This is a genomic window from Rhizobium sp. 1399 (assembly GCF_031455475.1).
GTDB lineage: Bacteria > Pseudomonadota > Alphaproteobacteria > Rhizobiales > Rhizobiaceae > Rhizobium.
On sequence record NZ_JAVDSU010000002.1, the window covers coordinates 1,139,678 to 1,157,381 of the forward strand.

The window sequence follows — 17,704 nt, forward strand, 5'->3', positions numbered from 1 at the left end:
TCTTCATCCGCCGGATCAAGGAGCTGAACCGGCTCCCGCAGTAAGCCGCGGGAGACCGGCATTCAGAGGTGGTGTCAGGCCGACTTGAAACGCGCCATTAGTTCAGCGCGACCCGGATCGGTGAGCGTGACGGCGGCGCCGAATTCCAGTGGCGTAAGGGCTGCTTCGTCCGGATAGACGATCTTGTTGGACGTAACCTCCTTCGGCAGCAGCGCAATGATGCGGCTGTCGGTGGTCGGCGCACCGTTGGCGATGTGCTCCTTCACCGCGTTCTGCGGGTCCATCAGATAGTTGAGCAGCGCGTAGCCGGCTGCCTTGTTCGGCGCATCCTTGGGGATTGCGTAATAGTCGGTCCAGATTTCGCCGCCGTCGGTGCCGAGGATGTAGGCAAGCTCCGGCATATCGCGGTTGAGCTGCGCGCCGTCATTGGTCCAGCACATGGTCAGCCATGCATCGGTCGAACGCATCGACGGCTGATAGTCGGAATTGATGGCGAAGAGATGCGGCTTGACCTTGATCAGCAGTTCTTCCGCCTTGGCAAGCTCGTCAGCCTTGATCGAATTGAAGTCATAGCCGAGCGAAACAAGCGCGCTGCCGATCGTCGTCAACTGATAGTCATGCACCATGGCACGGCCGTCGGCTTCCGTTTGGGCGATCTCGAAAAAGTCCTTCCAGCTCGAAAGCTTGGTCTTGATCTTAGACGTATTGACGGAGAAGCCGGTCGTGCCCCAGTTCTTCGGCACGGCATAGGTCTTGCCGTCGATCTGCCCTTCCTTGGTGAAGCGCGGGCTTTCGCTTGCCTGGCTGAAGTTCGGGATCTTCGAGAGATCGAGTTCTTCGATCAGGCCGAGTTTATGATGGGTCGAAATCGTATAGTTGGTTGGCACGAAGAGCGACCAGCCGGAAGCGCCGGCCTGCAGCTTGGCGAGCATTTCCTCGTTCGAACCGAAGACGTTGACCTCGACCGCAACGCCGGTTGCCGCCTTGAAGTTCTCGAAGGTCGCCGGGTCGTGGTAATTCGGCCATGTAGCGATCGACATCTGCGTGCCGAGATCTTCTGCGGCATAGGCGGGCGTCGATAGTGCACCGGGGAAGCGAGACAGCACGGCGGTCGCAAGACCGAGGCCGGTAATGCCGAGGAAGTGGCGGCGGCTGACGGAACCGCGCTTCAGGCGCATGAACTCGTCTATGAAACCTTCGGCGGAAATGGGCAGATTGTCCTTATAATCCTTGCTCATGATGCTGTTCCCTTGTTTTGGTTTATGCATTCGATGCTGGAAAGACATGGATGGCGGCAGGGTCGAAGCCGAGAAAAACCTCTTCGCCCGGCTCCACGAGATCACTCTCGTTCATGCTGCGGCGATCGGCCGTGATCAGGAAGTCGCCAAGCCCCGGCACACTGACGGCATATTCGGCAGAGGAGCCTAGGAAGATGCGGTGCGTCACCGTCCCCTTGAACGACGTGCCTGATGACGCCGCTTCGCGCGTCAGATGGATCGCCTCCGGGCGCAGTGCAGCGATGACGTCGCCTGACGCAAACCACTTGCCGGAGGCGATCGCCGAACCGTCGGCCAGCCGCAGCGTCGTACCATCAGGCTCCATCGCGGCAGTGATGCGGTTGGTCTTGCCGACGAAATCGGCGACGAAAAGATCGGCCGGGCGGTCATAGACTTCCTGCGGGCTGCCGAGCTGACGGATGCGCCCGGCACTCATGACGCAGACGACATCAGCCATCGAAAGCGCCTCTTCCTGGTCGTGGGTGACGAGGACGAAGGTGATGCCGAGTTCGCGCTGCAAGGTCTGCAGCTCGATCTGCATCGCCGAGCGCAGCTTCTTGTCGAGGGCTGCCAGCGGCTCGTCGAGCAGCAGGACGGAGGGGCGATTGACGATGGCACGAGCGAGCGCCACACGCTGCTGCTGGCCACCCGACATTTCATGAATCCGCCGCTTGGCAAAGCCGCCAAGCCGGACCATCTCGAGCGCCTCGGCGACACGGCGGTCGATCTCCGCTGACCCGACCCTCGGGCGTATCTGCTTCAGCCCGTAGGCAACGTTCTGCTCGACATTGAAATGCGGAAACAGCGCGTAGTGCTGGAAGACCATGTTGACGGGTCGGCGATAGGCCGGAACGCCGTTCATCTCACGTCCGTCGATCAGCACGGTGCCCTCGCTCGGCTGTTCGAAGCCGCCGATCATGCGCAGGCAGGTCGTCTTGCCGCAGCCCGAAGGCCCGAGCAGCGCCAGGAACGCGCCCTTGGGCACAGTAAGGTTGATGTCCGTTACGGCGGTCACAGCGCCATAGTTCTTTGTGACCGAACGGAATTCGATATCGTTCGTCGAAGCGGATGCCACGTCTGTTCCCTGCGGTTGGTTGGAATGGCAGTCTGTCGCTGCCTTATTGCCACCGTCGTTAAGGAAAGAGTAAGCCGGAGCTTCCTGCGCGGTATATACCCCGAGAGAGGTATTTAGGCGCACAACGTTTCGTGGAAGGTGTATATCCGGGCTGTGTGAAATTGTGCGGTACGGCGAAGGGGAAGGGCTAGTGAGTATCGACCTGGAGACGCTGTTTGCCGCTTTCAATGCTACGGTCGGCAAGTCAGCCATGACGGATGCGGGCTTCGGCGATACGTTCCGCCAGATGATGGCCGCACTCGTGCGCTTCGACTATGTCGTCGTCTTCGCCTATCGCGGAAAAGAGCGGCCCATCGATCTCTACAGCACCTTCGATCGCGAAGAGCACGTCGTTTTCGTGACGCTCTATCAGGCCGGTCCTTACCTGCTCGATCCCTTCTATCATACCGCTCGGGAGAGGCGTGAAGGCGTCTTCAGGATGCGCGAGCTGGCGCCGGACCGGTTCTTTTCCAGCGAATATTATCGCACCTATTACGTCCAGACCGGACTTGCCGAGGAAATCGGCTTCTTCGTACCTGTCGATGGCGATATCACGGTCGTGTTGTCGCTGATGCGGCGCGAAAAGACCGGCGTTTTCCCACCCGCCGAATTCGCCACGCTGAAAAAGGTCGAGCCGCTCGTGGCCAGCATGGTGAAACAGTATTGGGCTGGGCTCGCGCCGCGGTTCGACACGCAGCTTGCCGCAAGAGGCAGGAGTCGCCGCAAAAGCGAGGGCATCCCGCGCGCCGATACCGTCTGGCACGACCTCAACCTCACGGGCCGCGAAACGGCAATCGTCGAACTGGTGCTGCAGGGCCATTCGTCGGAATCGATCGGCCTGAAGCTCAACATTTCGACGGGAACGGTGAAGGTTCACCGCCGCAACGTCTACCGCAAGCTCGGAATCTCCTCACAGACGCAGCTGCTCTCGCTTTATCTGAAAAATCTGAGCTGACCGATTGCTGCGCGCGCCGGGGCTGCAGTTAGGCGCGCGCCTCTGCCTCGCGCAGCGAAATCAGCCGTCGTGCGGTCTCGTCCCAGAGGATGAGTTTCACGCAGCTGAGGCTGTCACGAATGTTGATGCGCCCAAGCTTCGCCAGCTCCGGATAGTCACGCAGCACTTCCGGCAACCGGTAAAACGGCACTCGGCTCGATAGATGGTGGACATGGTGCATGCCGATATTGGCGGTGATCCATCGCAGCGGGCGCGGCAGATCATAATGCGAGGCGCCATGCATGGCGGAATAGGGGAACGTCCATTCCGGAGGCTTGGACCAGTGGGTATCTTCGAATTGGTGCTGAACATAGAACAACCAGACACCAGCCGATCCGGCAAGCAGAACGATTGGCAGATGGATCAGCAGAAAGGGAACGATGCCGACGGCCCAGATGAGGAGAACGGCCAGCGCAGCGATGCCTGCGTTGGTCGCCATCGTCGAAAGCCAGGGCAACACCCCGGAGCGCATCATGCCGAACGGCAGTCTTTGCTTGAAGAGAAAAAGATAGGCAGGGCCAATGCCGAACATGACCAGGGGATGCCGATATAGGCGATAGGTGAGTTTTCCTCGCCTCGTCAGGGCGCGATATTCCTCGACCGTCAGCGTGGTGATATCGCCGACCCCCCTCTCGTCCAGATTGCCGGCTGAGGCATGGTGTTCCGCGTGCGCGCGTCGCCAATAGTCGTAGGGTGTGAGCGTGAGAACGCCGATCGCGCGCCCTGTCCAGTCATCCCACTGACGCCGTCCGAAGAACGAGCCGTGCCCGCAATCATGTTGCAGCATGAAGAGCCGCAGCAGGAATCCGGCGGCAGGGATGACGAGGATTAAGCCGAGCCAATAGCCGAAGTGGATCGCAACCCACGCTGCTGCCCAAAGAAGGATAAATGGGATCAGCGTCACGGCCAGTTCGTACAGGCTTCGGCCTGTATTGGGTTTTCGGTAATTCGAGAGAATCTTGAGCCAGGCTTTTTCGGTACCGACGTCTTGGCCGGCCGTCATCGTTGCGTTCATAGTCGGTCGGCGTCTTTCTGTTGGGCAGCGCTGCGGAAGAAGTGTTCGGCATGCTGGTAGTCATTTTCTGCGCCGATCCGGTCGCCGGCCAAAGATTTCAGCTCGGCAAACTGAAGGTACTGCTTGTGTCGATCCAGCAGGCGCTGCCTCGATGGTGTAGCACTTCTATTGGGGTGGGCGAAATGGTGATTATTCATGATAGATCCGAACCGCGCGGGTTCGCTCCCGATTGTCTGAAAATGATTGCTTGAGCGCGCTGCTCGGCGATGATCCGCCGTCGCAGCTTGCAACTGATACCTTGTCTTAGGAGACTGCGGCAAGGTGCGTTAGCGATCAGCGAGGCGGCGTTTCCGCCAGCAGATGGGGTCGTTCTGATCTGGTCTGTATGAGATCCACGCGCAGAAGCAATACTCCACTGCGGCTGCTACAAATCGCTGATGGGAAGGTGGCAAGCGCGCGTCGGCAATCGGGCAACGGAGCCTACATCATCGCGGATACAATATCCTCGGATGTTTACGGTATTACTGCAGCATTGTGGCTGCATCACGTCCAACATGCCTGCAAGCTATCCGGATCTAAAGAATTCTGTCGCTTCCCGCACCCGCTGTTGAGCTCGCGACCGACGCAGGCTATCAGGACGGGCAACAAAGTCCCGGTTCCGAGAGACGCATCTGACAATGACCCCTTCATACTTGGTTACGCATTCCGGCGGCTTCCACGCCGATGAGTTGCTTTCGAGCGTCATCCTGACCCGGCTGTTCCCTGAGGCCAGGATCATTCGCAGCCGAAATGTCGAATGGATCACACCGGCCACCGATCGCGTCATCTACGACGTCGGCGGGCAGTATAATCCCGCCGCAGGTATTTTCGACCACCATCAGCGTGGCGCGCCCGTGCGTCAGGACGGACGGCCCTACAGTTCCTTCGGCCTGGTATGGAAACACTATGGAGCGGATTATCTTGCAGCTCTGGGAGTGCCCGAAGCGCATGTTTCATCGGTGCATGCTTCGTTCGACGCCAAGTTCGTCTTGCCGGTCGATCTGACCGACAATGGTGCACTTGATCCTTCGATCGCAGGCGAGCTGGCCGGCCTTACGCTGCCGGCTTTGCTGGAAACCCTGAAGCCGGTTTTCGATGCCAAGGATCCCGAGGCCGATGACAGGGCGTTCCATGCCGCCCTTTCGATCGCGCGAAGCTTCGTCGAGGCCGGTATCGCGACGCAGGATGCCAAGCTGCGCGCCGAAGCCCTCGTTCTCAAGGCGATCAACGAAACAGGCGAGGGGCGCGTCCTCGAACTGCCGATGGGCATGCCTTTTCGTGCGGCGATCGTCAGGGCGAAGGCCGATCATCTGCTTTTCGTCGTTCACCCCCGGGAGAACGACTGGTGCCTGACCGGTATCCGCCGCGCAGACGAGGGCTTCGAGCTGCGCGCCGATTTGCCTGCATCCTGGGCGGGATTGACCGGTCAGGAACTCGAGCGCGTCTGCGGCGTCGCAGGAGCAACCTTTTGCCACAAAGGCCTCTTCGTCGCGGCGGCGACAACCCGCGAAGCAGCACTTGCGATGGCACAAATCGCCGTAGACGAGGCCCTTTCGTAGGACGATCGGCGTGCGTCGGCGACGTCGTTCCGCGCTTATAAGGAAAGCCGGTCCAATGGCGGGCGACGAAGCGATTTGTCGGCCGGCTTGCGCACAGCTTCGCTTGCGATCATGGTCACCGGCATGATGATTGTTGAGGTTATGCAACGTCCTCGTCTACTGCCGCAGAGAAGCTTTCCGCGCTACGCCTATTTGCCCGGCCGAATGCCCCATCCCGTCAGGGATCCGGCAGGGCACAGTTACCGGGTCGAGCCTGCGCCGATTCTTCCGACACTCGATTCCGATGAATTCGCGTGGGGCTCTGACCTTTTCAACCACGGCTATTACTGGGAAGCCCATGAGGCCTGGGAAGGGATCTGGCAGGTCGCGGCGAGAGGCAGTGCGCTGCGCACCTTGCTTAAGGGCTTGATCCTGCTCTCTGCTGCCGGCGTGAAGATCCGCGAAGGCAAGCGCGCACCGGCCATGCGTCATGCCGGCCGCGCCGCCGGGTTGTTTCGTGAACTATCGAAAGTCCCGCATGAGGCCTTTTCGCAGGCACTCGGAATGTCGCCGGCGATGCTTGCTGACAGAGCAGAAGCATCAGCAAGCGTTCCGCCGGTTTTGCGGACGACCGGGCCGGGACAGCCTGAACCGGTTTACGATTTCATTCTTGGAAATCCACGAAGCTTCGCGCCATAAGGGATTTATTGGCAGCTCTGTTTGAGACAACAACATGGGCAATCGCTATGTGCTCGGTTTTCCGATGATGATGGCCATGGACCCAACGCTCAGTGCCCATCGTCAGCACTCTCATCAAACTTCCATGACATCTTCAAACGCTTCCGGGAAATTCTGACGTGCTACCTTTTCGTCGATGACCAGCATCGCCTCATAGGACGTCGGATCGAAATCCTTGTCCACGGCCACCACTTCTCGTCCAAAGAGCAGGTTGAGCCGAGCCGCGTCCAGATTGCCACGCTCGAAGGGCTCTGCCCCGAAATGATGCCAGAGTGCATGCAGGAAGGCTGCATCGACCTGGTGCTCTGCCGTGCCGGGTCGGGCGCGGCGGGGCAGGGCCTTGATCGGCGTCACGCCCCTGGGATTGGCACGGCGGATGGTGAACTGAATGCCGCTCCCCGGCATGCCCGATGGAAAGCCGCGGTGTTTCGTCATATCGGGAAGATTGGCCATAGCTTACTCCTTCGCAATGGGTTCGGTCCCAATATCGGGCTTGTCGATCGCAATATTCGCAGCCACACGAATAGCGGTAAAGGCGCTGCTTTACGAGCGCTGCAAGGCTCTATCCATTGAATATTCCGCGACGGAACGTTGAGCACTACGGCTGGTCCGACGTCTCCGCCATCAAGGAGATCGGCGGGACGCTAAGCGCAGGCGCCGATGCCAGGCTGAATGGCGATACCCGGCGAATTTCACTCGCCGGGTATCAATCGTAAATTTTTTCACTTCGGCGTGACGTCGAAGCCGAACCACTTTTCCGACAGCGTTTTGATCGTGCCATCCGCCTTTGCGGCGGCAATTGCGTCGTTGAACATGGCCTTCAACTCGGTGTCGCTCTTGCGCAGGCCAACGGAGCTGCCGCGGCCGAGCAAGCCGCCCTGGAAGCGCGGGCCGGTGGTCGTCATGTCCTCGTTGCCTGGCTTCTCGGAAGCCGTGGTCAGATAGGCCATGGACGCCATGACGATATCGACACGACCGGCCTTGAGATCGAGATCATGCTCTTCCGTCGTCTTGTATTCTCTGACATCGACGATACCCTTCAGATATTTGTCAACGAAGGTCGCTGCGGTTGAGGCCGTCTGAACGCCGATCGTCTTGCCCTGGAGCGCCGGCTTGATCTTTTCGATCTCGGCAGCAGCGCCCGCTTCATCGCTTGCGAGCGAGAACACCTGGCCCTTTTCAGGCAGGTTTGCGAGATCGCCCGTCTTCGAGGTCGCAAAGGCCTGGCCGGTGGAGCCGTAGGAATCGCTGAAGGCGATAACCTCTTCGCGCTTGGCCGTCGCCGACATGCCGGAGATGATGGCGTCGAACTTGCCGGCGTTCAGCGCCGGGATCATGCCATCGAAATTCTGGACGACGATCTTGCACTCGACCTTCATGTGGTCGCAGAGATATTTGGTCAGCTCGATCTCGTAACCATCGAGCGAACCATCCGGCTTGGTGAAGTTATAGGGCTTGAAGGCGCCTTCGGTGGCGATCGTCACCGTCGTCCACTTCTTGTCTTCGGCATGCGCGATGCCGGCCGTCGCGATGATGGCTGCGGCTGATGTCGCCGTCAGAACCCGTGAAAAGAACGTCATGTTTTTGCTCCCCTTTTCTTTGTTTGGGCTGAGAAACTATTTGCTGATGAACTGGCGGAAACGGTCCGACCGGGAATTGGCGAAGACCTCCTGCGGCTTGCCGTCTTCTTCGACGACGCCCTGATGCAGGAAGACGACCCGGCTGGAGACATCTCGGGCAAAGCCCATTTCGTGGGTGACGACCAGCATGGTGCGACCTTCCTCGGCGAGCGCGCGCATGACGCGTAGTACTTCGCCGACGAGCTCCGGATCGAGCGCCGACGTCGGCTCGTCGAACAGCATCACCTTCGGCCGCATGGCAAGCGCGCGTGCGATCGCCGCGCGCTGCTGCTGGCCACCGGAAAGATGTGAGGGGTAGAAATTCCGCTTCTCGGCAATGCCGACCTTGGCAAGTAGCGCCTCTGCTTCCTCGATGCATTCCGCCTTCGAGCGGCCGAGGACATGCACCGGCGCCTCGATCACGTTCTCGAGCACCGTCTTGTGAGACCAGAGATTGAAACTCTGGAAGACCATGCCGAGCTGCGAGCGGATACGGTCGACCTGCCTGCGTTCCGCTGGCCGACTGCCGCCTTTGTGGTCGGCCACCATGCGGATCGTCTCGCCTGCGACGGTCACCTCGCCGGAATTCGGCATCTCCAGAAGGTTGATGCAGCGCAGAAAGGTGGACTTTCCCGAACCCGAGGAGCCAAGGATCGAGACGACATCGCCTTCATGTGCATCAAGCGAGATGCCTTTCAGGACCTCCATAGGCCCGAAGCTCTTGTGCAGATCCTTCACGCTGAGCGCGATCGGAGAAAGAGGGGCATTCGACGCAGTCATCGGGCGTCTCCTTCGAGTGCGGGTGCCGCCGCCGGATGGTGGGGAACAGGCTCGCGCAAGTGCGGGCTCAGCCAATATTCGACAAGATGGACGAGGCGCGTCAGCAGGAAGTTGATCGCCAGGTAGACGGCGCCTGCAACGATGAAGACTTCGATTGCCCGGTAAGTCTCGGAAATGATCCTGGCGGCCACGCCTGTCACCTCCATCAGGGTGATGATCGAGGCGAGCGACGTTGCCTTCACCATGGCGATCATCTCGTTGCTGTAAGCCGGTAGCGCCTGCCGGATTGCAAGCGGTAGAACGATGCGACGGAACTGCATAAGCCGGGGCATGCCGCAGGCGCGCGCCGCCTCGATCTGGCCGAAAGGCACAGACTGAAGTCCGCCGCGAATGATCTCGCTGGTGTAAGCGGCCGTATTCATTGTCAGCGCAAGCACGGCGCACCAATAGGGTTCACGCAGGAACGGCCAGAAGATGCTGTGCCTGACCTCGGGAAACTGGCCGAGCCCGTAATAGATCAGGAAGATCTGCACGAGCAGCGGCGTTCCGCGGAAGACGAAGACATAGGCGCGCGCAAACCATTCGAGCACCATGATGCCGGAGAGCCGGCACAGTGCGATCGCGAGCGCCAGGATGGCGCCGAGCGCGATCGAGGTCGCGGCAAGTTGAAGCGTCAGCGGGATTGCGGAAACGAGACTGACGAAGGTTTCGCCGAGAAATTGCCAATCCATCAGCCTCTCCTCACGCCGCGAGAGAAGTGCTTCTCAGCGCGTCTCAGAAAAAGGCTGGAACAGGTTGAAATAATTAGATAGATCGCTCCCGCGACGACATAGAAATCGAAGGGGAGACCGGTCGAACCTGCCGCCACCTGTGTCTGGCGAAGCAGTTCGGCGACGCCGGTGATAGAGACGAGCGCGGACTCTTTCAGAACGACCTGCCAGACGTTGCCAAGGCCCGGCAGCGCGTGGCGAAGCGTCAGCGGCGCGACGATACGGCGGAACCGCAATATACGGCCCATGCCGCAGGCAATTGCAGCTTCGATCTCACCAGGATGGACCGCCCTGAACGCCCCACGGAAGACTTCGGTAAACTGCGCACCTGAGGTGACGCCGACGGCGAGCGATCCGGCGAGGAAGCCCGGAAAACCGAGGAAGCCTTCCGCGCCGAAAAGCCGGCCGAGAGCGGTGACGGCGGCGCTGCCTCCAAAATAGAAGAGGTAGATGACCAAGAGATCCGGTATGCCGCGAAGGACCGTCGTATAGGTGTCGGCGGCGATCCGGAGGCGGCGCCCGCCCGATATCTTCGCCCAGGCACCGAACGTGCCGATCACCGCGCCGATGGCATAGCCGGAAAGCGCAACAAGAATCGTCATCCACGCGCCGGCCATAAGCGCCTTGCCCCATCCATCGGGGCCGAAGCTAATCAGCTCGAGGATGCTGGGCTGGTTCATGATGCGTGCTTCTCCGGCAGCGGCGGCTGAACATCATCCGGAATCGGATTGACGAATGGCGTCTCGTCGAGGCGGCCCTTCAGGTCCGCCTTGGCCGCTTCGATGAGAGCCGGATTGCGGATCAGGTCGATGGCGGTGATGGCCATGACCTTTGCCGCGTGCTCCGTGCCTTTGTGGGCTGCCGGAAGCTTGCCCTGAGCGACCAGCTGCCAGGAATGACCGGGCGTGCCGATCGCATAGGTCGCGCCGCGCATCTGCACCGTCGGCACGACCCAGCTGACGCTGCCGACATCGGTTGAACCGACAATCGTGCTGTCACCGGCATAAAGCGGGAAGATTTCCTCGCAAAGCGGCTGGTCCCTCTTCGGCTTAAGGCCGAAGCGTGCGTAGGAAGAGGCGATGTCCTCGGCGCTCATGGTCGCCTGGAATGTCCGGGCAGTGGCGCGGTCGTTGTCATCGAAGACGGGCGGGCCGAGGCGTTCGAGGTTGGCAAACATCAGTTCTTCGAGCGGCACATTGCCGACGAGATTGGCGTCACCGCTGATCACTTCGCTGCGCACCGACGTCTCGGTCATGAGGGCTGCGCCCTCTGCCACCTTCTTGACACGGGCGACAAGCGACAGGAGTTCGGGCAGGTTCCGGGCGCGGATGAGATAGCGCACCGTCGCACGGGCCTGCACCACATTCGGCGCCGACCCGCCGGTATCGGTCACGGCATAATGGATACGCGCTGTCGAGGGCATATGTTCGCGCATATAGTTGACGCCGACATTCATCAGCTCAACGGCATCGAGTGCGCTGCGGCCGAGATGAGGCGTTGCCGAGGCATGCGAGGAGCGGCCGGTGAAGTGGAAGTTGAGTTCGTTGCAGGCAAGCGAGACCGGGTTATTGACGCCGGCAAAGGCAGCCGGATGCCAGCAGATGGCAATGTCGACGTCATCGAAGACACCCGCACGAACCATGAAGCCCTTCGAGGACCCGCCTTCTTCTGCCGGGCAGCCGTAATAGCGCACGCGACCCTTGAGGCCGTTTGCAGCGAGGAAATCCTTCACCGCTGCTGCCGCCAGCATCGAACCGGCGCCGAGCATGTTGTGGCCGCATCCATGGCCATTGCCATTTGCCGTCACCTCACGCTTTTCAGCGAGACCGGCCTCCTGGCTAAGCCCCGGCAGCGCATCGAATTCTCCGAGGATCGCGATAATAGGGCCACCTTCGCCGGCTTCGCCCATGACAGCCGTCGGCAGTCCTGCAACGCCTCGCTCGACACGAAATCCTTCCGCTTCCAGCTGGCGCGCGTGCTCCTCAGCGGAGCGATACTCCTCGTAATTCGTCTCCGGCATATCCCAGATCCGGTCGCTGAGCGCAAAGAAGGCTTCGCGCTTGGCTTCGACGATGTCCCACACGGCGTCCGAGTTTTTCATGACTTCCAAAACAGCTTCATTTTGCATAGTATCCAAAATTGGTACCAATTTAGGATACCAAAAATTTATGCGCAATCCGTGTGCACGAATAAATTTTCATCACGGCAAACTGTTCGGACTGCCTTACGGACATGCGTCAGCCCGTGGTATCGATGCAGAAAGTCAGGAGAAGTTCGAATGGCGGATGTCATGATGAATTCGGGGCAGGGAGTGTCCAATGGGCGCGACGTGACGGATCTCGTGCTTCAGGATATTCTGGCCGGTGTCCTCTTGCCTGGAACATGGCTGAAGCAGATCGATCTCGAGCGACGTTATAATTGCACGCGGCCTGAAGTGCGCCGGGCTCTCGATCGCCTCGCCCAGAAGAGGCTTGTCGAACATGTGCCGAACCGCGGCTACCATGTCTACGAGCCGGACGGTCGGCGCGCGCGGGAAGTCAGCGAGATCCGCATCATCCTGGAAACGGCCATCGTCGGAACGATCATTCAGAACGCCTCGCCGGCGGACATCGCGAATCTGCGCGGACTGGCAGAGCAGTTCGACTTCATGGTGCTGAATGGCACGATGCTGGAACTCTACGAAGCAAATCTCGCCTTTCATCGCCAATTGCTGATCCTCGGCGGCAATCAGGAATTGGTCGACCTCATCACGGAAATTCGCCAGCGGACCTCATCGGCGCCGGTTTCGCAGTGGCGCACGCGCGCCCGTGTGGAACAGTCGGGCCGGGAGCACCACCTGATGGTCGATGCAATCGAAGCTGCCGATACGGAGCGTCTGAAGGAACTGGTGCGGCAACATATTCTTCAGGGCTAAACGTGCCTAACCTATCCTGGTCTGTCACTCCGCCGTCGTTGTAACTTGCGACCGCGACTGCCCTAAAGGCGAGAACGTACCATATGTCTCGGGCTTCGAATTGTAGTCGATAAATTTCCGAACCCGTAACATAGTACCTGCTAGTTTTCGATCGTAACCGGTCGAACGGGTTTCGAGGCCATTCGAGCGAAAGGCAACATGACGAGGCCGGGCATGCGTGGACAGCTTCAGCAGGAAATCTTGGATATGCTGGCTCGGGGGTCTTCCCTCGAAGACGCCTGCGATCGTATTTGCGAGCATGCTGAACGGCTCGCAGCCGGCGTCATTTGCTCAATCGTGACCGTTGACCGCGAAGGGCTCCTGCATCCCCTGGCGGGGCCGACGATCGCCAAAACCTATTCGGATGCGCTCGACGGAATACCGATCGGGCCTGATGTTGGCTCGTGCGGCACGGCTGCCCACTTCCGCAGGCCGATCGCCGTCACCGATATCTTTGCAGACCCGCTCTGGATCCCCTATCGGCCGCTTGCCGACATCCTTGCGAAAGAGCATGGCGTCAAGGCGTGTTGGTCGAGCCCCATCCTGCGCAGCGACGGACGCGTGCTCGGCGCGTTCGGATTTTACTACAAGGACAATCGCGGCCCCACGCCCGAAGAACGCATGATCGTCGCCGAGTGTCTCGACCTTTGCTCGCTGGTGCTCGAGCGCGAGGAGGTGAAAGCCGATAATCAAAGGCTCGCCTTTTTCGACAATCTCACCGGCTTCGGCAACCGCGCCAACTTTTTGAAAACGCTAGAGGCGGCCGTCGATGGTGCTTCTGCCCCTCTTTCGGTTCTGCTCGTCGATATCGATCATCTCGGCCGGGTCAACGACGCATTCGGGCATGCGACCGGCGACAGATTGATTCTGGAGGTCGGTCAAACGGTTGCACGGATCGCGGCGCCGGCGGCTATCTTCAGGGTGGACGCCGATGAGTTTGCAGTATTGATCGAAAATCGTTCCGCAACGGACCTATCAGCGGTTTCGGCAGAAATTCTACGTGCTATGGAGAACCGGACGCCGCAGCGCGACGAACATCTCCTGCCGGTCTCGGTCACCTGCGGAGGTGCGACCTTCGAACCGTCCGGGCCACCCGACGTTCCGACCTTTCTGCAACATGCAAATCTCGCACTCCACCATGCCAAGCAGACAGCCAGAGGCGGTTTTGTGCTTTACAGCGACGATCTTGCCGGGGCGATCGCAAACCGGTTTCGTGCGCTGCAGACAGTGACGAGCGCCTTGGCCGAAGATCGGATAGAGGCGCATTACCAACCGATTGTCAGCCTTCCAACGCAGGAAATCGTTGGCCTTGAGGCTTTGTGCCGCATTCGTACGGACGGTGGCCAGATCCTTTCACCCGGCGCGTTTGCCGAGGCGCTCCAGGATCCGTCGGTGGGCTATCTCCTGACAGAGCGGATGCTGGAGCAGGTCGCCCGCGACATCCGATACTGGCTCGATCTCGGGCTCTTGTTTCAATATGTCAGCGTCAACGTATCGATGGCGGATTTCAATCAGGGAAATCTCTGCGAGCGTATCAAAAGCGTTTTTGCACGCCACCGCACGCCTCTCAAGCATGTCGTGCTCGAGGTCACCGAAACGGTCTATATGGACGAAAAAGACGGGAAGGTCGCAAAAGCGATCGAGGAGCTTCGACGGGAAGGGCTGCTTGTGGCGCTCGATGATTTCGGCACGGGGTATGCCTCGCTCACGCATCTGCTGAATTTCCCCGTCGATATCATCAAGATTGACAAGACCTTCGTTGACCGGATGTCCGACGGACCCGGCGCCGTCATCGTCAAAGCCCTTCTCGACATGTCGATCGGTCTCGGTACCAGCATCGTGGCCGAAGGTGTAGAAACGGAAGATCAGGCAGAACGTCTGCGGCGCCTCGGATGCCCCTATGTGCAGGGATATCTGTTCGGCCGTCCGGTTGACCGCGACAGGGCAACAGAAGCGCTGCGGCCCAAGACTTCCCCTTCGGCAAGCAAGGCGAAGCGAAAACTCAAGCGGCCCGTGACCTTGATGCGCTGACGATCAGGTGCGTCAGCCCGATTGCCGCGACAATGGCCAGATTGCCGCTCACTCTGCAGCCTCGTTGTGGCGTTCGAGATAGTTCCCCTTCAGGAAGGACTGGTAGGCGTCTGCAATGCCCTCCTTCATGCCTATCTTCGGTGACCAGCCGAGCGCGCGGAGCTTGTCGGCGCTCATAAGCTTGCGTGGCGTGCCGTCCGGTTTGGTGAGGTCCCGCGTGATCTCGCCTTCGAATCCGACGGCCCCTGCGACAAGCCCTGCCAATTCGAGGATACTAATGTCTTCGCCTGAGCCGACATTCACGTGACTTTCGGCGGAATAGGTCTTCATGAGATGGACGCAGGCGTCGGCGCAATCATCGACATGCAGGAACTCGCGCAGCGGCGTTCCGGTGCCCCAGATGCGTATTTCCTTCTCTCCGTTGAGCTTGGCCTCATGCGCTTTGCGTATCAGCGCCGGCATGACATGGCTTGAATCGAGGTCGAAATTGTCGCCTGGCCCATAGAGATTAGTGGGCATGGCCGAGATAAAATCCTTGCCATGCTGTTTTCGGTAAGCAGCGCAAAGCTTCAGTCCGGCAATTTTGGCGATCGCATACCATTCATTCGTGGGTTCCAGCGATCCGGTGAGAAGCGCGTCTTCGACGATCGGCTGATCGGCGAACTTCGGGTAGATGCAGGACGAACCCAGAAACATCAGCTTTTCGACGCGAACTTTATAAGCGGCGTGGATGACGTTCGCCTCGAGGATCAGGTTGTCGTAGAGGAAGTCGGCCGGATAAGTATCATTGGCGAGAATACCGCCGACCTTCGCAGCCGCCAGGAAGACGGCATCGGGACGGTTTTTCCCCATCCATGCCTCCACCTGATCCTGCCGTCTCAGATCGACCTCGGCGTGCAGGGCCGTCAAGATCTCGCAGCCCTCGGACGCGAGACGCCGTACAATCGCTGAGCCCACCATGCCGCGGTGCCCCGCGACATAGACTTTTTTGCCCGCAAGGCTGTAGATGACCTCAGGCATGGACCAGGCCCTTGTTCGCACCGACCAAGGGAACATTGCGGGCCATGACTTTCAGGTCCTCGCGAACCATCTCCGCAACCAGCTGGTCAAGACTGATCTCGTTTTTCCAGCCGAGCTTTGTATGCGCCTTTGTCGGATCTCCGAGCAGAAGGTCGACTTCAGTGGGCCGAAAATAGGCAGGATCGACCTCCACCACGCAGCGGCCGGATATCTTGTCGTACCCCTTTTCCTCGGCACCCTCCCCACGCCAACCAATCGGCATGCCTACCCTGGCAAAGGCCTTCTCGACAAAAGAGCGAACCGAATGTGTTTCGCCGGTCGCAAGAACATAATCCTCCGGTTCGTCCTGCTGCAGCATCAGCCACATGCCGCGGACATATTCTCGTGCATGTCCCCAGTCGCGCTTGGCATCCAGATTGCCGAGATAGAGCCGGTCCTGCAGGCCGAGATGGATGGCAGCCGCCGCCCGGGTGATCTTGCGGGTCACGAAGGTTTCGCCGCGGATCGGGCTTTCATGGTTGAACAGGATGCCGTTCGAGGCATGCATGCCATAGGCCTCGCGATAATTCACGACGATCCAATAGGCATAGAGCTTGGCAGCCGCGTAGGGGGATCGGGGGTAAAAAGGCGTCGTTTCGTTCTGCGGGACCGCCTGAACTTTGCCGTAGAGTTCGGAGGTGGATGCCTGATAGAAACGGGTCTTCTTGGTCAAGCCCAGAAGGCGAATGGCTTCAAGCAGCCGCAGAGTGCCCGTCCCATCCGCGTTGGCGGTGTATTCCGGCGTCTCGAAAGACACCTGGACGTGGCTTTGTGCGGCAAGATTGTAGATCTCGTCGGGCTGCGTTTCCTGGACGATCCGGATGAGGTTTGTTGCGTCGGTCATATCTCCGTAGTGCAGGATGAAGCGCGGATTCTCGACATGAGGATCCTCGTAGAGATGCTCGATGCGATTGGTGTTGAAGGACGACGAACGCCGCTTGATGCCGTGAACAATATAGCCCTTGTCCAGGAGCAATTCGGCCAGATACGCACCGTCCTGACCTGTTACGCCCGTAATCAGTGCAACTTTCCTGTCATGTCTCATTCCGGTATCCATGATCGCTCTCCAACTCGAATACTAACGCTGTTTCTGGGAAGTCGATGCCGCAGGAGACGGGCGTCATGCCGCCCCATGCAGGTGCAATGCCTCGCCCATCGACAGGCGGTATTTCGCGGTGATCGAAACGTCTGGCCCTCATTTTTGCATCCCCAGATACGGGTGCAGCCAACGCAGGGTGAACCATGCCGAGATCGGCGATGTCTCGAAATTCTGATAGGTCATCAACGACCTTGCGTATAATTCGGAGTCACGGAAGTTATATTTGGCGTGGCGTTTGGGTTTGACATTGTTGATGGCGACGACGATGTCGGCATTGCGGGCGCTTCTGAGCTGCTGCAGGCAGAATTCGGCGGCCCGCCGGCTGGTCTTTGCCCATTGTACGACCATCAGCGTTCGCTCGGTGAGCGCCGTCAGATGCATCGTATCGGCCGAGGCGAGCACGGGCGCGCTGTCGAAGATGACGATCTGGCCCCTGGCGCGGGCCATCTCGATGATCTCTGCCACGTCGGTCAAACGCACGCGCCGCTGCAGACGGGGGTTGCCGGTCGGGATGAAGTCGATGCCGCTCGGATGGTGATAGACGACGTCCTCAAGACTTGCCTGCCCGCTCAGGAACTCATTTAGCCCCTGTTGCAGGCCGGACCTGAACAGCGTGTCGAGATGTCCGCGCCGGATGTCGCTGTCGACAAGCAGCACCGGCGTTCCGTTGGCGGCCAG

General features: G+C 59.7%; 18 protein-coding genes. 5 read left to right on the forward strand and 13 right to left on the reverse strand.

Annotated elements, in window-relative coordinates; translation table 11 throughout:
• Positions 1–74 precede the first annotated feature (74 nt).
• Together J2X71_RS11280 and J2X71_RS11285 are read right to left on the reverse strand one after the other, a co-directional pair.
• A complete protein-coding gene (locus tag J2X71_RS11280) occupies positions 75–1,238 on the reverse strand; it encodes a spermidine/putrescine ABC transporter substrate-binding protein (protein ID WP_310382135.1) in 1,164 nt (387 codons plus the stop codon).
• A 22-nt stretch (positions 1,239–1,260) separates the two neighbouring features.
• Positions 1,261–2,352 carry an ABC transporter ATP-binding protein gene (locus J2X71_RS11285; protein WP_310382136.1) on the reverse strand — a complete coding sequence of 364 codons (1,092 nt, stop codon included), beginning with the start codon at positions 2,350–2,352 and terminating at the stop codon, positions 1,261–1,263.
• Between the two features lie 190 nt (positions 2,353–2,542).
• Here J2X71_RS11285 and J2X71_RS11290 point away from each other — a divergent pair, with 190 nt between their 5' ends.
• Positions 2,543–3,346 (forward strand): LuxR C-terminal-related transcriptional regulator, encoded by an 804-nt coding sequence (locus tag J2X71_RS11290; protein ID WP_310382137.1) that lies wholly within the window; start codon positions 2,543–2,545, stop codon positions 3,344–3,346.
• A 28-nt stretch (positions 3,347–3,374) separates the two neighbouring features.
• On the opposite strand, the gene J2X71_RS11295 is transcribed toward J2X71_RS11290, so the two are convergent.
• Positions 3,375–4,400 (reverse strand): fatty acid desaturase, encoded by a 1,026-nt coding sequence (locus J2X71_RS11295; RefSeq protein WP_310382138.1) that lies wholly within the window; start codon positions 4,398–4,400, stop codon positions 3,375–3,377.
• On the reverse strand, positions 4,397–4,597 hold the full coding sequence (locus tag J2X71_RS11300) for a DUF4167 domain-containing protein (RefSeq protein ID WP_113320331.1): 201 nt from the start codon (positions 4,595–4,597) through the stop codon (positions 4,397–4,399). Before J2X71_RS11300 ends, J2X71_RS11295 begins: the two co-directional genes overlap by 4 nt.
• Before the next feature lie 480 nt (positions 4,598–5,077).
• Between J2X71_RS11300 and J2X71_RS11305 the strand changes: the two genes are divergently transcribed.
• Positions 5,078–5,998 (forward strand): MYG1 family protein, encoded by a 921-nt coding sequence (locus tag J2X71_RS11305; RefSeq protein WP_310382139.1) that lies wholly within the window; start codon positions 5,078–5,080, stop codon positions 5,996–5,998.
• Positions 5,999–6,109: 111 nt separating this feature from the next.
• Positions 6,110–6,676: a DUF309 domain-containing protein gene (locus tag J2X71_RS11310; RefSeq protein WP_310382140.1), complete on the forward strand. Its 567-nt coding sequence runs from the start codon at positions 6,110–6,112 to the stop codon at positions 6,674–6,676.
• Positions 6,677–6,790: 114 nt separating this feature from the next.
• Here J2X71_RS11310 and J2X71_RS11315 read toward each other — a convergent pair whose 3' ends face one another.
• The 6 genes from J2X71_RS11315 to J2X71_RS11340 form a co-directional block, all read right to left on the reverse strand.
• Positions 6,791–7,168 carry a hypothetical protein gene (locus J2X71_RS11315; protein ID WP_310382141.1) on the reverse strand — a complete coding sequence of 126 codons (378 nt, stop codon included), beginning with the start codon at positions 7,166–7,168 and terminating at the stop codon, positions 6,791–6,793.
• Between the two features lie 269 nt (positions 7,169–7,437).
• Positions 7,438–8,295: a transporter substrate-binding domain-containing protein gene (locus tag J2X71_RS11320; protein ID WP_310382142.1), complete on the reverse strand. Its 858-nt coding sequence runs from the start codon at positions 8,293–8,295 to the stop codon at positions 7,438–7,440.
• Between the two features lie 36 nt (positions 8,296–8,331).
• Positions 8,332–9,114, reverse strand: coding sequence for an ABC transporter ATP-binding protein (locus J2X71_RS11325; RefSeq protein ID WP_310382143.1), 783 nt, complete (start codon positions 9,112–9,114; stop codon positions 8,332–8,334).
• Positions 9,111–9,845 (reverse strand): ABC transporter permease, encoded by a 735-nt coding sequence (locus J2X71_RS11330; protein ID WP_310382144.1) that lies wholly within the window; start codon positions 9,843–9,845, stop codon positions 9,111–9,113. Before J2X71_RS11330 ends, J2X71_RS11325 begins: the two co-directional genes overlap by 4 nt.
• Positions 9,845–10,564, reverse strand: coding sequence for an ABC transporter permease (locus J2X71_RS11335; RefSeq protein WP_310382145.1), 720 nt, complete (start codon positions 10,562–10,564; stop codon positions 9,845–9,847). Before J2X71_RS11335 ends, J2X71_RS11330 begins: the two co-directional genes overlap by 1 nt.
• Entirely contained in the window at positions 10,561–11,985 is a 1,425-nt protein-coding gene (locus J2X71_RS11340) for a M20 family metallopeptidase (RefSeq protein ID WP_310382146.1), read from the reverse strand. Before J2X71_RS11340 ends, J2X71_RS11335 begins: the two co-directional genes overlap by 4 nt.
• Positions 11,986–12,162: 177 nt before the next feature.
• Between J2X71_RS11340 and J2X71_RS11345 the strand changes: the two genes are divergently transcribed.
• Entirely contained in the window at positions 12,163–12,798 is a 636-nt protein-coding gene (locus tag J2X71_RS11345) for a GntR family transcriptional regulator (protein ID WP_310382147.1), read from the forward strand.
• A gap of 213 nt (positions 12,799–13,011) precedes the next feature.
• Positions 13,012–14,868 carry a GGDEF domain-containing protein gene (locus tag J2X71_RS11350; protein ID WP_310382148.1) on the forward strand — a complete coding sequence of 619 codons (1,857 nt, stop codon included), beginning with the start codon at positions 13,012–13,014 and terminating at the stop codon, positions 14,866–14,868.
• Between the two features lie 48 nt (positions 14,869–14,916).
• On the opposite strand, the gene J2X71_RS11355 is transcribed toward J2X71_RS11350, so the two are convergent.
• The 3 genes from J2X71_RS11355 to J2X71_RS11365 all read right to left on the reverse strand — a co-directional run.
• Complete coding sequence (locus J2X71_RS11355) at positions 14,917–15,888, reverse strand: GDP-L-fucose synthase (RefSeq protein WP_310382149.1); 972 nt, start codon at positions 15,886–15,888, stop codon at positions 14,917–14,919.
• A complete protein-coding gene (gene gmd / locus J2X71_RS11360) occupies positions 15,881–16,984 on the reverse strand; it encodes a GDP-mannose 4,6-dehydratase (RefSeq protein ID WP_310382150.1) in 1,104 nt (367 codons plus the stop codon). Before gmd ends, J2X71_RS11355 begins: the two co-directional genes overlap by 8 nt.
• 138 nt (positions 16,985–17,122) lie before the next feature.
• On the reverse strand, positions 17,123–17,704 hold a 582-nt coding region (locus J2X71_RS11365; protein ID WP_310382151.1), incomplete at its 5' end, for a CpsD/CapB family tyrosine-protein kinase.

What these genes read in the sequence shown, in the direction of transcription:
- J2X71_RS11280 (WP_310382135.1), bottom strand. Translation starts at nt 1,238, where the DNA reads ATGAGCAAGGATTATAAGGACAATCTGCCCATTTCCGCCGAAGGTTTC.
- J2X71_RS11295 (WP_310382138.1), bottom strand. Translation starts at nt 4,400, where the DNA reads ATGAACGCAACGATGACGGCCGGCCAAGACGTCGGTACCGAAAAAGCC.
- J2X71_RS11300 (WP_113320331.1), bottom strand. Translation starts at nt 4,597, where the DNA reads ATGAATAATCACCATTTCGCCCACCCCAATAGAAGTGCTACACCATCG.
- J2X71_RS11305 (WP_310382139.1), top strand. Translation starts at nt 5,078, where the DNA reads ATGACCCCTTCATACTTGGTTACGCATTCCGGCGGCTTCCACGCCGAT.
- J2X71_RS11310 (WP_310382140.1), top strand. Translation starts at nt 6,110, where the DNA reads ATGGTCACCGGCATGATGATTGTTGAGGTTATGCAACGTCCTCGTCTA.
- J2X71_RS11315 (WP_310382141.1), bottom strand. Translation starts at nt 7,168, where the DNA reads ATGGCCAATCTTCCCGATATGACGAAACACCGCGGCTTTCCATCGGGC.
- J2X71_RS11320 (WP_310382142.1), bottom strand. Translation starts at nt 8,295, where the DNA reads ATGACGTTCTTTTCACGGGTTCTGACGGCGACATCAGCCGCAGCCATC.
- J2X71_RS11325 (WP_310382143.1), bottom strand. Translation starts at nt 9,114, where the DNA reads ATGACTGCGTCGAATGCCCCTCTTTCTCCGATCGCGCTCAGCGTGAAG.
- J2X71_RS11330 (WP_310382144.1), bottom strand. Translation starts at nt 9,845, where the DNA reads ATGGATTGGCAATTTCTCGGCGAAACCTTCGTCAGTCTCGTTTCCGCA.
- J2X71_RS11335 (WP_310382145.1), bottom strand. Translation starts at nt 10,564, where the DNA reads ATGAACCAGCCCAGCATCCTCGAGCTGATTAGCTTCGGCCCCGATGGA.
- J2X71_RS11340 (WP_310382146.1), bottom strand. Translation starts at nt 11,985, where the DNA reads ATGAAAAACTCGGACGCCGTGTGGGACATCGTCGAAGCCAAGCGCGAA.
- J2X71_RS11345 (WP_310382147.1), top strand. Translation starts at nt 12,163, where the DNA reads ATGGCGGATGTCATGATGAATTCGGGGCAGGGAGTGTCCAATGGGCGC.
- J2X71_RS11350 (WP_310382148.1), top strand. Translation starts at nt 13,012, where the DNA reads ATGCGTGGACAGCTTCAGCAGGAAATCTTGGATATGCTGGCTCGGGGG.
- J2X71_RS11355 (WP_310382149.1), bottom strand. Translation starts at nt 15,888, where the DNA reads ATGCCTGAGGTCATCTACAGCCTTGCGGGCAAAAAAGTCTATGTCGCG.
- gmd (WP_310382150.1), bottom strand. Translation starts at nt 16,984, where the DNA reads ATGGATACCGGAATGAGACATGACAGGAAAGTTGCACTGATTACGGGC.